14 protein-coding genes are annotated in these 14,742 nt (G+C 67.0%); 11 read left to right on the top strand and 3 right to left on the bottom strand.

Translation table 11 applies throughout. The features are described 5' to 3' along the window. Window positions 1-35: 35 nt before the first annotated feature. The 5 genes from rhaS to ACSAGD_RS01295 all read left to right on the top strand — a co-directional run bounded on the left by rhaS (window position 36) and on the right by ACSAGD_RS01295 (window position 6,842). Window positions 36-1,091, top strand: coding sequence for a rhamnose ABC transporter substrate-binding protein (gene rhaS / locus ACSAGD_RS01315; protein WP_437583919.1), 1,056 nt, complete (start codon window positions 36-38; stop codon window positions 1,089-1,091). Between the two features lie 152 nt (window positions 1,092-1,243). Next, on the top strand, window positions 1,244-2,404 hold the full coding sequence (gene rhaI / locus ACSAGD_RS01310; RefSeq protein WP_437583918.1) for an L-rhamnose isomerase: 1,161 nt from the start codon (window positions 1,244-1,246) through the stop codon (window positions 2,402-2,404). A 55-nt stretch (window positions 2,405-2,459) separates the two neighbouring features. Beyond that, window positions 2,460-4,496, top strand: coding sequence for a bifunctional aldolase/short-chain dehydrogenase (locus tag ACSAGD_RS01305; protein WP_437583916.1), 2,037 nt, complete (start codon window positions 2,460-2,462; stop codon window positions 4,494-4,496). A 157-nt stretch (window positions 4,497-4,653) separates the two neighbouring features. After that, window positions 4,654-6,138 carry a rhamnulokinase gene (locus ACSAGD_RS01300; protein ID WP_437583915.1) on the top strand — a complete coding sequence of 495 codons (1,485 nt, stop codon included), beginning with the start codon at window positions 4,654-4,656 and terminating at the stop codon, window positions 6,136-6,138. A gap of 53 nt (window positions 6,139-6,191) precedes the next feature. Further along, complete coding sequence (locus ACSAGD_RS01295; RefSeq protein ID WP_437583914.1) at window positions 6,192-6,842, top strand: PepSY domain-containing protein; 651 nt, start codon at window positions 6,192-6,194, stop codon at window positions 6,840-6,842. A 57-nt stretch (window positions 6,843-6,899) separates the two neighbouring features. On the opposite strand, the gene ACSAGD_RS01290 is transcribed toward ACSAGD_RS01295, so the two are convergent. Then, window positions 6,900-8,327: a cellulase family glycosylhydrolase gene (locus tag ACSAGD_RS01290; RefSeq protein ID WP_437583912.1), complete on the bottom strand. Its 1,428-nt coding sequence runs from the start codon at window positions 8,325-8,327 to the stop codon at window positions 6,900-6,902. A 59-nt stretch (window positions 8,328-8,386) separates the two neighbouring features. On the opposite strand from ACSAGD_RS01290, the gene ACSAGD_RS01285 reads away from it, so the two are divergent. The 3 genes from ACSAGD_RS01285 to ACSAGD_RS01275 all read left to right on the top strand — a co-directional run bounded on the left by ACSAGD_RS01285 (window position 8,387) and on the right by ACSAGD_RS01275 (window position 10,628). Further along, entirely contained in the window at window positions 8,387-8,923 is a 537-nt protein-coding gene (locus ACSAGD_RS01285) for a hypothetical protein (RefSeq protein ID WP_437583911.1), read from the top strand. 38 nt (window positions 8,924-8,961) lie between these two features. Then, on the top strand, window positions 8,962-9,894 hold the full coding sequence (locus tag ACSAGD_RS01280) for a 2-hydroxyacid dehydrogenase (protein ID WP_437583910.1): 933 nt from the start codon (window positions 8,962-8,964) through the stop codon (window positions 9,892-9,894). A gap of 479 nt (window positions 9,895-10,373) precedes the next feature. Then, entirely contained in the window at window positions 10,374-10,628 is a 255-nt protein-coding gene (locus ACSAGD_RS01275; RefSeq protein WP_437583909.1) for a hypothetical protein, read from the top strand. 99 nt (window positions 10,629-10,727) lie between these two features. On the opposite strand, the gene ACSAGD_RS01270 is transcribed toward ACSAGD_RS01275, so the two are convergent. Then, window positions 10,728-10,868, bottom strand: coding sequence for a hypothetical protein (locus ACSAGD_RS01270; protein ID WP_437583908.1), 141 nt, complete (start codon window positions 10,866-10,868; stop codon window positions 10,728-10,730). Between the two features lie 67 nt (window positions 10,869-10,935). Between ACSAGD_RS01270 and ACSAGD_RS01265 the strand changes: the two genes are divergently transcribed. Then, window positions 10,936-11,088 (top strand): hypothetical protein, encoded by a 153-nt coding sequence (locus tag ACSAGD_RS01265; protein WP_437583907.1) that lies wholly within the window; start codon window positions 10,936-10,938, stop codon window positions 11,086-11,088. Between the two features lie 21 nt (window positions 11,089-11,109). Here ACSAGD_RS01265 and ACSAGD_RS01260 read toward each other — a convergent pair whose 3' ends face one another. Further along, window positions 11,110-12,015 carry a pseudouridine synthase gene (locus ACSAGD_RS01260; protein ID WP_437583906.1) on the bottom strand — a complete coding sequence of 302 codons (906 nt, stop codon included), beginning with the start codon at window positions 12,013-12,015 and terminating at the stop codon, window positions 11,110-11,112. A gap of 59 nt (window positions 12,016-12,074) precedes the next feature. Between ACSAGD_RS01260 and ACSAGD_RS01255 the strand changes: the two genes are divergently transcribed. Together ACSAGD_RS01255 and ACSAGD_RS01250 are read left to right on the top strand one after the other, a co-directional pair. Further along, window positions 12,075-13,919 carry a DUF2207 domain-containing protein gene (locus ACSAGD_RS01255; RefSeq protein ID WP_437583905.1) on the top strand — a complete coding sequence of 615 codons (1,845 nt, stop codon included), beginning with the start codon at window positions 12,075-12,077 and terminating at the stop codon, window positions 13,917-13,919. Window positions 13,920-14,044: 125 nt separating this feature from the next. Next, the gene (locus ACSAGD_RS01250) at window positions 14,045-14,740 is read left to right on the top strand and encodes a FadR/GntR family transcriptional regulator (protein ID WP_437583904.1); all 696 of its coding nucleotides are present in this window, start codon (window positions 14,045-14,047) and stop codon (window positions 14,738-14,740) included. The last annotated feature ends 2 nt before the right edge of the window (window positions 14,741-14,742 follow it).

Here is a 14,742-nt window from a genome sequence, read left to right as displayed (position 1 = left end):
CACCCCCTGCACCAACACAGAAAGAAGGACGAACAATGAAGTCGCTCATCTCCCGCTCTCGCACAGGGACGGCGCTCGTCGCGCTCGCCCTTGGCGTGACCCTCACCGCAACGGCCTGCTCCTCCGGCGGAGGAGGGGACGACGGAGACGGCGGATCCGGCTCCGGAGACTACAACATCGCGTTCCTGCCGAAGAGTCTCGGCAACCCGTACTTCGAGGCGTCCGACGCCGCGGCGAAGGAGGCCGTCGAGGGCTTCGGCGGAACCTTCAAGGAGGTCGGACCGACCGAAGCGACCGCCGACGGACAGGTGACCTACATCAACACGCTGACGCAGCAGTCGGTCGACGCGATCGTCCTCTCGGCGAACGACCCGAACGCGCTGTGCGACGCTCTCGGCGAGGCACGTGACGCGGGCGTCGCCGTTGTGACCTTCGACTCCGACGTCGACCCCGAGTGCCGCGACATGTACGTGTCGGCGTCGAACGCCGAGCTCATCGCGAAGAAGCAGGTCGACCTCATCGCCGAGCAGATCGGCGGCGAGGGCGAGATCGCGATTCTCTCGGCGGCCGCGAACGCGACCAACCAGAACGCCTGGATCGAAGAGATGAAGACGTACCTCGACTCGGAGTACCCCGACATCGAGCTCGTCGACACCGTGTACGGAAACGACGACGACCAGACCTCGTTCGACAAGACCGAGGCGCTGCTCTCGACGTACCCCGACCTCAAGGGCATCATCTCGCCCACGACGGTCGGCATCGCCGCAGCGGCACGCTACCTCTCCACGTCTGACCACAAGGGCGAGGTTGCACTGACCGGTCTCGGCACGCCGAACGACATGCGCGAGTACATCGAGGACGGCACTGTGGAGTCGTTTGCGCTGTGGAACCCCGAGGACCTCGGCATCCTCGCCTCATTCGCCGCGAAGGCCATGATCGATGGCGACATCACGGGCGAGGAAGGCGACACGTTCACGGTCGAAGGGCTCAGCACCGACGAGACCGAGTTCACCGTCGGAGCAGAGGGCGTCATCACGCTGGGAGACCCGTTCGTCTTCACAGCTGACAATATCGACGACTTCGACTTCTGACACACCCGCGGGGCGCCTTCGGGCGCCCCGCACTCGTTCCGCCGCTTGCGATGCCCCGCGCTGCGGACTACAGTAAATGAAACGATTCAATCAGACGTTTGCGCAGTGCTCTGACCGATAACGGGAGCACCATCCGTCAAAGGAGAGAACCCATGTCCTTCGCTGACATCGCCCCCGAACTCGCCAAGCAGGCCATCGAACTGCCCTCGTGGGCGTTCGGCAACTCGGGCACGCGCTTCAAGGTCTTCGGCACGCCCGGCACTCCCCGCACGGTGGAGGAGAAGATCGAGGATGCCGCGACGGTGCACCGCTTCACGGGCCTGGCCCCGAGCGTCGCGCTGCACATTCCGTGGGACACCCACGACGACTACGCCGCACTGCGCCGCTTCGCCGAGGAGCGCGGCGTCTCGCTCGGCACCATCAACTCCAACACCTTCCAGGACGACGTCTACAAGTTCGGCTCGCTCACGCACTCCGACCCCGCCGTCCGCCAGAAGGCCATCGACCACCACTTCCGCTGCATCGACGTCATGAACGCGACGGGCAGCCGCGACCTCAAGATCTGGCTCGCTGACGGCACCAACTACCCCGGCCAGGGAGATATCCGCTCGCGCCAGGACTGGCTGCACGAATCCCTCTCGGCGATCTACGACCGCCTCGGCGACGACCAGCGCATGGTGCTCGAGTACAAATTCTTCGAGCCGGCGTTCTACCACACAGACGTTCCGGACTGGGGCACCTCCTACGCCCAGGTCTCCGCCCTCGGCGACAAGGCCATGGTCTGCCTCGACACGGGGCACCACGCCCCCGGCACCAACATCGAGTTCATCGTCGCGCAGCTGCTGCGCCTCGGAAAGCTCGGCTCCTTCGACTTCAACTCGCGCTTCTACGCCGACGACGATCTCATCGTCGGCGCGGCCGACCCGTTCCAGCTGTTCCGCATCATCCTCGAGGTTGTGCGCGGCGGCGGCTACGGAACCCCCGATGTGGCCTTCATGCTCGACCAGTGCCACAACATCGAAGACAAGATCCCCGGCCAGATCCGCTCGGTGCTGAACGTTCAGGAGATGACGGCGCGCGCCCTCCTGCTCGACCGCGACGCGCTCACAGCCGCGCAGAACGAGCACGACGTGCTGAAGGCCAACGGCATCCTCATGGATGCTTTCTACACCGACGTCCGCCCCGACCTCGCGGCCTGGCGCGCCGAACGCGGGCTCCCCGCGGACCCGATGGCGGCGTACGCCGAGTCGGGCTACCAGCAGAAGATCGAGAACGAGCGCGTCGGCGGCACGCAGGCCGGCTGGGGCGCGTAGAGGCCGGCATCCTCCCCCTCCACCTCACAGTCGCACACTCACACACGGAGAGACCATGACCAACCCCACCGTCCGCGCTCTCATCGAGCGGAGCAACCGCCTCGGCGCCGACCCGAAAAACACCAACTACGCCGGCGGGAACACCTCCGCCAAGGGCCACGAGACCGACCCCGTCACGGGTGAGACGACAGAACTCATGTGGGTGAAGGGCTCCGGCGGAGACCTCGGGACGCTCACAGAGAAGGGTCTCGCCGTGCTGCGGGTCGACCGCCTGCGCGCGATGCAGAACGTCTACCCGGGCGTCGACCGTGAAGACGAGATGGTCGCGGCCTTCGACTACACGCTCTTCGGCAAGGGCGGCGCCGCACCGTCCATCGACACCGCTATGCACGGGCTCGTCGACGCCGCGCACGTCGATCACCTGCACCCGGATGCCGGCATCGCGATCGCCACCGCGGCCGACGGCGAGCGCCTCACCACCGAGATCTTCGGCGACAAGGTCGTGTGGGTGCCGTGGCGCCGCCCTGGCTTCCAGCTCGGGCTCGACATCGCGGAGATCAAGCGGGAGAACCCGCAGGCGGTCGGTTGCATCCTCGGCGGCCACGGCATCACGGCCTGGGGCGACACGAGCGACGAGAGCGAGAAGAACTCGCTGTGGATCATCGAGACCGCCGCAGCGTACATCGCCGAGCACTCGAAGGCGGAGCCCTTCGGCGCAGCGCTCGACGGGTACGGCGCGCTCGCGGAGGAGGAGCGTCGCACGAAGGCCGCCGCTCTCGCTCCGGCGCTGCGCGGCGTGGCATCCTCCGACCGCCCCATGGTCGGCCACTTCACAGACTCTGACGTCGTGCTCGACTTTCTCTCGCACAGCGAGCACCCGCGTCTGGCCGCGCTCGGCACGAGCTGCCCCGACCACTTCCTGCGCACCAAGGTGAAGCCGCTCGTCATCGACCTGCCCGCAACGGCGAGCGTCGAGGAGATCCTCGAGCGTCTGCCCGAGCTGCACGAGCAGTACCGCGCCGACTACGCCGCGTACTACGAGCGCCACGCCGACGAGGACTCCCCCGCTATGCGCGGCGCCGACCCGCTGATCATCCTCGTGCCGGGCGTCGGGATGTTCAGCTACGGCAAAGACAAGCAGACCGCGCGCGTCGCCGGTGAGTTCTATGTCAACGCGATCAATGTGATGCGCGGCGCCGAGGGGCTCTCGAGCTACGCTCCGATCGACGAGCGTGAGAAGTTCCGCATCGAGTACTGGGCGCTCGAGGAGGCCAAGCTGCAGCGCATGCCGAAGCCGAAGCCCCTCGCGACGCGCATCGCGCTCGTCACGGGCGCTGCGTCCGGCATCGGCAAGGCCATCGCGAAGCGTCTCGCCGCCGAGGGCGCCTGCGTCGCTATCGCGGACCTCGACATCGAGAAGGCGAAGGCAGCGGCAGCCGAGATCGGCGGACCGGATGTGGCGGTCGGTCTCGCGGCAGACGTGTCCAACGAGGATGCCGTCACGGCCGCGATCAACGAGACGGTGCTGGCCTTCGGCGGTCTCGACATCGTCGTGAACAACGCCGGGCTCTCCCTGTCGAAGTCACTCTTGGAGACCACCGAGAAGGACTGGGATCTTCAGCACGATGTCATGGCGAAGGGGTCGTTCCTCGTGTCGAAGAACGCCGCGCGCGTGCTCATCGACCAGAAGATGGGCGGCGACATCGTCTACATCTCAAGCAAGAACTCGGTGTTCGCCGGGCCGAACAACATCGCGTACTCCGCGACCAAGGCCGACCAGGCGCACCAGGTTCGACTGCTCGCCGCCGAGCTCGGCGAGCACGGCATCAAGGTGAACGGCATCAACCCCGACGGAGTCGTGCGCGGCTCCGGAATCTTCGCCTCCGGGTGGGGAGCGAACCGGGCGAAGACGTACGGCATCCCCGAGGAGGACCTCGGCAAGTTCTACGCACAGCGCACCATTCTGAAGCGCGAGGTCGTGCCCGAGAACGTCGCGAACGCGGTATTCGTGCTGTGCACGGCAGACCTCGACCACACGACCGGACTGCACATCCCCGTCGACGCGGGCGTCGCAGCTGCGTTCTTGCGATGAGCCTCGTCGCTGCAGTTTCGGGTGCGCTGCAGAATCGGGCTTGCGCTACAGGAATTTCTGTAGCGCAAGCCCGAACAAATAGCGCGGTTGGTTGGGGGCCGGAGGGCGCTGGCGGCTGGGGGCCGGAGGGCGCTGGCGGCGAGCGGGGAGGGTGCCGATGAGCGCCGCGACCGTCGCAGCCGTCGACATCGGAGCATCCAGCGGGCGCGTCATGCGTGCGCGGGTCTCCCCCGACGAGCTGCACCTCGAGGCCGTCGCGCGCTTCCGCACCGGCTCCGTCGCGCTGCCCGACGGCCTGCATGTTCCGGTGCTCGAGGTGTACCGGGCCGTCATCGACGGACTGCGCGAGGCCGCATCGGGGCCTGACCGCATCCAGTCGATCGGCATCGACGCATGGGCGGTCGACTACGGCCTGCTGCGCGATGGGCGACTGCTCGGCACGCCGTACCACTACCGTGATTCCAGAACGGATGCCGCGGTGCGCGACGTGCACGCCCGGGTTCCGTTCGCAGAGCTCTACGCGCAGAACGGGCTGCAGTTTCTGCCGTTCAACACCCTGTACCAGCTGAGCGCTGACCGGTCGGCCGGCGTGCTGCACCTCGCCGACACCGCACTGCTGCTGCCGGATCTTCTCGCCTACTGGCTGACCGGACGCACATCTGCGGAGGCCACCAACGTCTCGACGACGGGCCTGCTCCGCGTGGACGGCTCGGCGTGGAACTCCTCGCTCCTCGAGCGGCTCGAGCTGCCCACCAGCATCCTGCCGCCCCTCGTGCGGCCGGGCGAGACGATTGGCACGGTCGCGGGCGCCGCGGCCGAGAGCACCGGCCTCGACGGCACGCCCGTCACCGCGGTCGGCTCCCACGACACGGCTTCGGCGGTCGTCGGAGTGCCGATGACCAATCGCGACGCCGCCTACATCAGCTGCGGCACGTGGGGCCTCGTGGGAGTCGAGCTCGGGCATCCCGTCGTCACCGATGAGGCGCGCGAGGCGAACTTCACGAACGAGGGCGGCGTGGACGGCCGCGTGCGCTTTCTGCACAACGTCATGGGCCTGTGGCTCCTGTCGGAATCGGTGCGCACGTGGGAGGCGGAGTCCGGCGAGACGATCGACCTGCCCGAGCTGCTGGACGCCGCGGCCGCCGTCACCGATCTGCAGCCCGTCTTCGACGCGAACGACCCCCGATTCATGGCGCCGGGAGACATGCCTTCGCGCATCGCGGAGTGGCTGCGCGAGCGTGGCCTGCCAGTTCCGGAGTCGCGGGCGGCGATGGTGCGCTGCATCATCGAGAGCCTGGCGGATGCCTTCGCGGATGCCGTCATCACGGCGTCCCGCCTGTCGGGCCGCACCGTGAACACGATCCACATCGTGGGCGGCGGCTCGCAAAACGAGCTGCTCTGCCGACTGACCGCGGCGCGCGCCGGCGTTCCGGTGCTCGCGGGGCCCGTCGAGGCGACGGCGATCGGCAACGTGCTCGTGCAGGCGCGCGCGCTCGGCGCGCTGTCGGGCAGCCTCGAGGACCTCCGCGACCTCGTGGCCCGCACGACGCAGCCGCGCAGATACGACCCGCGTCCAGCCAGAGCGCGAGCGGCATCCTTCACCCCAATTTCGGATGCCGCTCAGCGCGCGCCGCGACCATGAGAATCCCCTCATTTAGCGTGCCTCACGCGCCCAGCCCGACGTATGGTGGCCCCATGAGAGCACAACGGACAACGACAACGGCATTGGCCGCCATCGCGGTGGCCCTAGGACTCACGCTGGCCGGATGCGCGTCCGAGAGCGCTCCGTCGGGCGACGATTCCGCCCCGGCGACCTCGAACGGGCAGGACGGCGGTCAGAACGGCGACGACCAGAAGAAGGACGACTCCGGCGACGGCGATGCCACTCAGCGCGGTGCCGACCTGGCCACGACCGAGTTCGCGGTCAGCTGGGAGGATGCCGTCGACACGGCCATGGAGAACTTCGACGGTGACCTCGCTGAGATCGAGCTCGACTGGAACCGCGACCGCTACGCCTACACGATCGAGCTCGTCTCGCAGACCGAGGAGTACGAGGTCCGCATCGACGCCGACACCGGTGAGCAGTTCGGCGAACAGACCGAGAAGATCGAGTCGGATGACGTCGCCGAGAAGACCAGTGAGACGGTGGACCTCGACAAGATCGTCTCGTGGGACGACGCGCTGGCCACGGCGCTCGACGCGCAGAACGGCACGGTGAACGAGTGGAAGCTCGAGGGCACCGAGCACGGTCCGCAGTGGCAGTTCGACATCGACGATGACTCCGGTGAGGACTACGAGGTGACCGTGGATGCCGTCAGCGGCGACCTGATCACCACCGACGACTGACCCCGTCTGCAGCGCTGATCGACCATCGGTCGCAGCCCGAGCAGCCCGTCAGAAGCGTTAGGCCGCGGTGACCGTCACCGTCACCGGGTCTGCGCCTTTGGCGGGCACGTTTACGGTCAGGATGCCGGAGTCAGGCAGCCACGCCTCGATCACGGCGCCGTCCACCTCCGGTCCGTTCGGAAACTCCTCGGCAGGCAGGTAGATCTCGGTGGATGCCGTGGCATCGGCATCCGGAATCATCGTGAGCGTCAGCTCCCCCTCACCCGACGACCACTCGGTGATCTCGCCGGCGACCGCCCGCGGATAGGCACGGTTCAATGCGGTGACGAGGTTCCGCTCGGTCCCATCGGACTCGTACGGCCCCCACGACCCGTCGTCCCGCGACCAGTACGCGACGCCCATTCCCGTCGTCGCCGCCATGTCGTACACCGCGTCGACGTAGTCGAGCGCTCCATCGAGGGTCGTGTTGAGCCCGAACTCGCCGAGGATCACCGGAACATCGCCCAGCGCCTCCGCGGTGCGAAGCACATTGCCCGCCCACGCGTCGATCGTCGCGTCGACGAGCTGCTTCGAGGCGCCGGTGTAGCCGTCACCAAGGTCCATCGGCAGCGGATACAGGTGCGGGCAGAAGGCGATGCGCGGTTGGCCTGCCCGCGGGTCATCGACGAACCCGAGGCCGCTCGGGAGCCCCCAGTTGAAGCCCATCGCCTGCGGTTCGAGGCACGCCCACGTGTCGGCATCCACCTGTCTGATCGCGTCGATCGTCGTCTGATACAGCTCGGTCAATGGGCCGGCCTCGAAGCGCGGCCCCTGCATCGTGCCTCCGTACGGCTCGTTCATCAGGTCGTAGGCGACGACGGCATCCTCGTCCGCGAAGCGTTCGGCGACGTGCTGCCATGCCTTCGCGTAGTGGTCCTGCAGCTCCGGGTGCTTTCCCGTTGTGTTCCAGAAGTTGTCGAAGGCGCGCATGACGCCCGGCTCGAGATAATAGAGCTCCCACATGTCGTGGTCCGCGACGGGCAGACCGTCCATGTACGTCGCCCACTCCGGAGCCCCGTTGCCGTGCGCGCCGTCAGGCGTGATCGCCATGCTCCAGAGGTCCTGGTGCATGTCGAGCATCACGTGATATCCGCGCTCTGCGTACCACGAGACCCGCTCGGCGACGTCGTCGAGGTACCCCTCGTCATACACGCCGGGGCTCGGTTCGACCATGCGCCACGAGATGAGGAAGCGCACGAAGTTCGTCCCCATATCCGTGTGCTCAGCGTCGAGGTCGTCTTCGGTGAAGTCGGGGAGCCCGTCGGGCGAACTCTTGGCGCTGCCCGCCGTCGAGAAGCCGTGCTGCACGAGCGACCGTCCGTGTGAATCGGTGAGTGAGGATGCCACGTGCTCCGGCCCCGGAGTGCGAACCGCTGCAGCGATTGCTCCGGCAGCCACGAGGGCGACGAGCGCTGTGGCCGCCCACAGCCGAGCACCCCAGACCACTTGTGCCTCCTTCTCACCGCGTCGTCGCAGGCGATTGCCCGTGATGCTACCATCGCGCCATGTCGACGACGACGAGCACCCAGACGCGCCCCGATGCGGGCCGCCGTGTCACGATCGCCGTGCTCGCGGTGTTGCTCGTCGCCGCGATCGTCGCGGGCACCTGGAACATCTCGGGCCGTGCGGCCACTTGGTTCCCCGGGTTCGTCGTGCCTGAGGCGGCTGGACTTCCGAGTCCGCTCCCCGCGCTGCGCATCGCGCCGCTCGGACGAACGACGTGGCTCCTCTGGGCCATCGACCTCATCGCTGTGCCCGTCATGTTGGGGTTCGCGTGGCTCCAGCTGCGGGCCGCCGCCCGACGGCATCCTTCGCCCTCTCATCGTCGTGCGTTCGGCCGTGGCGTGGTCGCTGTCATCGTGGGTCTCGTCGCGGCGAACGTCGTGCGCAGCGTGTTTCTCAGCTTCGTCACGCACGCTGGCATCGCGATGTTCGCCGGGCTGCTCGTCGCGAGCATCGTCGTCTCGGCGTTCGCCGGTGTTCTGCTCGGCCTCGTCGCTGGCCTCGCGGGCGCGATCGCAGTGCCTCGAGACCGCGCGTGAGGCGGTCCGCGGTCGGGCGTCCCCGGTAGGCTCGGTGTATGTCTCAGCGTCTCGTCGTCAGCACCCCCGGCAATGCTCTGCGAAAGATGGTCGGTGATGTCCCCGAGGGCGTCGAGATGATCCGGTGGGACATGAACGGAGACGCGCCGGTCGACCACATCGACATCGCGGTCGCGCCGTACATGGGCGGCCCTCAGCCGCTCACGAACCTCGAGTCCACGTCGACACAGCTCGTCCAGGGCCAGTCGATCGGCTTCGACGGCGTGAGAGACTACCTCCCTACCGACCGCACGTTCGCGAATGCGGCGAGCGTCCACGAGGCCTCCACGGCTGAGCTCGCGATGGCGCTCATCCTCTCGGCTCAGCGGGGCATCCCCGACTTCGTCCGCGCCTCGTCTCGCGGCCAGTGGGCTCCGGCGCGCTACGAGAGCCTCGCCGACCGTCGCGTGCTGATCATCGGCTACGGCGGCATCGGCGTCGCCCTCGACGAACGGCTCTCCGGCTTCGAGGTGGAGGCCACGCGCGTCGCACGCACTGCTCGTGACGTCGAGGCAGGCCATGTCCACGCGTTCGACGAACTGCCCGATCTGCTTCCTCAGGCGGAGATCGTCGTGCTCGCCGTGCCGCTCAACCCGAGCACGACACACATGGTGGATGCCGAGTTCCTCGCGGCCCTTCCCGATTCGGCGCTCGTGGTCAACGTATCGCGCGGCCCCGTGGTCGACACCGACGCCCTGCTCGCGGAGGCTCGCACAGGCCGTCTGCGCTTCGCTCTCGACGTCACCGATCCCGAGCCGCTGCCGGAGGGGCATGAGCTCTTCGGTCTCGACAATGTGCTGATCGCGCCCCATGTCGGCGGTGCGTCAACGGCGATGCTGCCGCGCATGGCGAAGCTGCTGCGCCGCCAGATCGACCACGCGCTCGCGGGCGAACCCTTCGAGAACATCGTCATCACACCTGAATCGCACTGAATTTGACGCGTTCTCAACTTTTTTCGCTAAATCTCTTGCGCGCGGAGCTGAGTACCCATAATCTGTAATGCTGTCGTTCTTCAGAACGGGCGACACAGACGAGAGGAGGCGACGATGATCATCGCGACGACCTGGGCCAATGCAGGCTATGCAGGATTTGCCATCGACGTCACGCGAGGCCGCCTCTCCGCTCGACGCGGCGACGCATAGACGTCACTCGCCCTCCACACTCCGCACGCTCACGCGTGGTGATCGCTCAGACACACTGAGCGTCCACTACGTCTGACCGCCCGCTCTGAGCGTCTGAGGGCTGACGCATCTCCGCCGCTGTCGCGGCATCTCATTCTCACGCCGACCGGCCGCTCCACCCGTGCGGGCCACCGCCGACTCGGTTCACCCCATCGACGTTTGTCGTGCCCTGGCGCCCTGTGCGCCGGGGATCTTCAGCGTGCCCGCACACAACCACACGAGGAAACACAGTGAACACCACACTCGAAAAACCGAACCGCCAGCTCGAGACCGAGCAGCCCGAACAGCGGCAGCCGCCGAGCGAACCGCCACCGTTGAAGCGCGAGCGCAAAAGACGTTCGCTGCTGACTCAGCTGCGCAAAGCTCTGGAGTCGCGTCGACGCGAGCCTCTGGATCCGATGCTGGCCCGACAGAACGAACTGGACCGCGAGCGCCGTGAACGTCAGTACCTGATGGATGCTGCGCTCATGGGCCGGTTTCGATGAACGGATGCTGCGGGGCAGCGCTCTTCCGCGCTGCCCCGCACCTCGCTCAACGCAGGTACTCCGCGTAACGCACCTCAGGGCTCACACTCAAGCTCTGCTTCAGATCACGCGTCGCTTGGTCGGCAAGCACCTCAGTCGCTCCGGACTCGAGTCCGTCGCACTCCATGCCGCCGCTTTCGACAGCGCGTATCCGGTCGCTCCCGGTGCAGCGAACCACGACGCGGCCGAGATGACGTTCACAATCGCGCCTCCACCGTGACCTGCCAGTGTCTCGCGTGAATTCGCCTCTGACCAGCTGATCTTCCTCGTGCTCTCCCTCGCAGGATGGTGGTCAGCTGTGCCTCAGGTGGCCCGTATGATCACGGGCGCCGAGAGCGAAAGCGAGCATGAGCGGCGTCGCGCTTCGATCATTGCAGCTGCCAGACGATTAGCACGTCCCAACGTTGCGGAACCATACTGAGCATCATTCCCGCTGACCCGCTCAGATCCACGCCTCGAGGGTCCGCCTGCTGTGGAACTCGCGGAGCGTTCCGTCGACCGGGTCCGTGAAGCGCAGGGTCTTCGCGAGCAGCTGCAGGGGGCTCGAGAAATCGTCGATCGACGTGTCGATGACGTCCGGGTAGAACGGATCGTTCACGATCGGCAGCCCGAGATCGTTCATGTGCAGCCGGATCTGGTGCGTCTTGCCCGTGTGTGGAATCGCGCGGTACCGCCCCAGTCCGCCGCGCTGCTCGATGAGCTCGATGCGCGTCTCGGAGTTCGGCTCGCGGTCCGCCACCTCGTACGCGCGCATCTCTCCATGGATCTTGACGATGTGGCTGCGCACGGTCGCCGGGAGCGAGCGGTCGCCCGGCGCCGCGGCGATCGCCTCGTACTCTTTCTCGACCTCGCGGCGGTCGAACATCGTCTGATAGGCGCCGCGCCACTGCCGCTCGGCTGTGAGCAGGAGGACCCCAGCAGTGACGCGATCAAGACGGTGGGCGGGAACGAGCTGGGGCATTCCGAGCATCCGCCTGGCCTTCACCACGACGCTCTGCGTCACGTGCCGACCGCGCGGAATCGTGGACAGGAAGTGCGGTTTGTCGACCACGACGATGCGGTCATCGCGGTGCAGCACGTCGATCTCGAACGGCACCTCGACCTCGTCGCGCAGATCGCGGTGGAACCACACGAACGTGTGCGGTCGATACGGCGCATCAGCGGCGAACGGCAGACCGTCGTCTCCCGCAAACTCGCCGTTCACGAGCATCTCGTCGATGCGCTCCGGCGCCATCTTCGGCAGACGCTCGACGAGGAACTGGCGGAGCGTCTTCCAACGACGCTCACGCGGCGTGCGCACCCACGCGGCATCCAGTCCGTGGCGCTGGGGCAGGGGCGAGATCGGCACGACTCGAGGGTACCCCTCCCCATTGAGAGCCGTCGGTGGCTCCTGATTGGATGCCGGCTATGGGGAAGTTCTCTCGCGTCATGGTCGCGGTCGCCGCTTTTGCGGCATCCATGTCTCTCGGTCTGCCCGCAAACGCTGCCCAGCCCGCACCGCCGGAGTCGTCAGCGACGTCATCGGCGCACGCGCTCGGACCAGTGCCGAGCGGTGTCGATGACTTCGAGTTCCGCAGTCTCGACGTGGAATACACGATCGGGCGCGAGGACGACGGCACGAGCACGCTCGAGGTGGTCGAGACGTTCACCGCGGTCTTTCCCGAGAGCGACCAGAACCGCGGCATCCGACGAAGCATCCCCGACACCTACAACGATCAGCCGGTGAACCCCGAGCTCATCTCGATCACAGACGAGACGGGAGCAGAGCGCCCATCCGAGACGGCGTCGGACGACGGCACGTTCCAGATGACCTCCAAATCCGACGACTATCTTCACGGCACTCAGGTCTTCGTCTTCACGTACACGCTCGAGCACGTCACGTGGAGCTTCGACGGAAGCGGGACCGAGGAGTTCTACTGGGACGTCAACGGTGTCGACTGGGCTCAGCCGTTCCAGTCGATCGACGTGACCCTGCACGTGCCCGGCGACCTCGCTTCAGCACTGGCCGGCGACCAGTCCTGCTACGTCGGCGCGCAGGGATCGGACGACACCTGCCAGATCACATCATCGGAGGATGCCGACGGCTCGACGACCCTCAGCGCACACGCCGGCTCGGTGGAGCCGTACCAGACGATGACCATCGCCGTGGGCTTCGCACCCGGCACCTTCGTGATGTTCGATCATTCACTGCTGGCGAGCGGCTGGGGCTGGCTCCAGCTGCTGGGCCTGATCGGTCTCGTCCTCCTGCTCGTTCCGAGCATCATCATTCGCACGACGACGCTCAGAGATTCCCCCGGACGCCCGACGATCATCGCCGAGTATGAGCCCCCGCGTGGGCTCGACTCGCTTCAAGCGTCGACCCTCTTGGGGACGTCGAAGGGGCCGACCGCCAAACTGCTCGAGCTTGCTGTCAATGGCAGCATCCGCATCGTCGAGGGCCCACCGGCCCGGTTCGGCAAAGCGAAGTTCCAGGCGGAGCTCGTCGACCCGATGAAGGCTGACGTCAACGGCAGGCTGTTCCTGCAGGCGCTCTTCCAGGGCGAAGGTCCCGGAGCGACCTACACTTTCGGTGAGACCGACAACGGTTACGCGCGGAACGTAATGAACATTCTCAAATCCACAAAGACGGACCTGAAACGGTACGGCATGTGGCGCAACGAGAAATCGTTCGGCATGCGCCTGGTGCGGCTGCTCTCGTGGCTCCTCGTGGCGGCATCGATCGGCGGCGGGGTCATGGCTCTGATCGGGCACGTCAGTCCGCTGGTGCCGATCATTCTGTTCGTGGTCGCGGTCATCGTCCACTTCACGTGCCTCACGCTCATCTCTCACAAGGCGCTCACTCCGCTCGGTGCCGAGCTCACCGACCATCTGAAGGGGCTGAAGGTGTTCATCGAGTGGGCGGAGGCCGATCGCATCCGTATGCTGCAGTCCCCCGCAGGGGCCGAGCGCAGGCAGATCGACACGAACGACCCGCGACAGGTGCTGTGGCTGTATGAGCAGCTGCTCCCCTACGCGGTCATCTTCGGCCAGGAGAAGCAGTGGGCGGACCACCTCGCGGTTCTCTACGAGCACTCCGGATACACCGCGCCCGCCTGGTACTACGGAACGGCAGGGTTCAACGCCGCAACATTCTCGTCGAGCGTGACCGCCCTGTCTTCGAGCGCTACCGCCTCGTCGTCCACCTCCGGCGGCTCCACAGGTGGGGGCTCGGCCGGTGGCGGCGGAGGCGGAGGTGGCGGCGGAGGCGTCTGACGCGGCTACGCCTCTCCGCCGAACCTGCGGCCATTGCTCCGGCGCCCGTCCCGCCGCAGCTTGCCTGGCGCGGCTCGAGAGGCGGTGGTACCGTGTGGTCTGACCACATAATTGGCGGAGGTTCCGTGGCGGACGAGAAGCGCACGTGGCAAGCGGTGCTCGAGCACGTCGAGACCGCGCTGCTCGACGGAACACTCGTTCCCGGTGACCGACTTCCCGGCGAGCGAGCCCTCGCCGCCGAGCTCGGCGTCGGCCGGTCGAGCGTGCGCGAAGCGCTGCGGGTGCTCGAGGTGCTCGGCCTCATCCGCACGGCGTCCGGCTCCGGGCCCCAGTCGGGGGCGATCATCGTCGCGACGCCCCGGGGCGGCATGTCTGCGCTTCTGCGACTGCAGGTCGCGGCGAAGGGCTTCGCGATGAAAGACATCGTGGGGGCGCGTCTCGTGCTCGAAACCTCCGTCGCCGAGGAGCTCGCTCGCCAGGAGCATCCCACTCTCGCTGACGCAGACACGCTGCTCAGTGCCATGGATGCCGCAGAGCTCACGCCCGCCGAATTTCTGACCCTCGACGCCCAGTTCCACCTCTCGCTCGCCGAAGCCACCGGAAACGCGGTGATCGCCGCCACGATGGCCGGGCTCCGCGGCGCCATCGAGCGCTACGTGCTTGAGGGCAGCGAGCGCATCGAGGATTGGTCGGCCACCGCGACGCGTCTGCGCGAAGAGCACACCGCCATCATCGACGCGATCCGCTCGGGCGACCCCGACGCCGCCCGCTCGCACACCCACCGTCATATCTCCGGCTACTACGCCCAGATCACCTCCTGAAA

The organism is Paramicrobacterium salitolerans, assembly GCF_051513965.1.
Lineage (GTDB): Bacteria > Actinomycetota > Actinomycetes > Actinomycetales > Microbacteriaceae > Paramicrobacterium.
The sequence above is the reverse complement of the archived record's forward strand: the minus strand, read 5'-3'. Positions and strand labels throughout refer to the sequence as shown.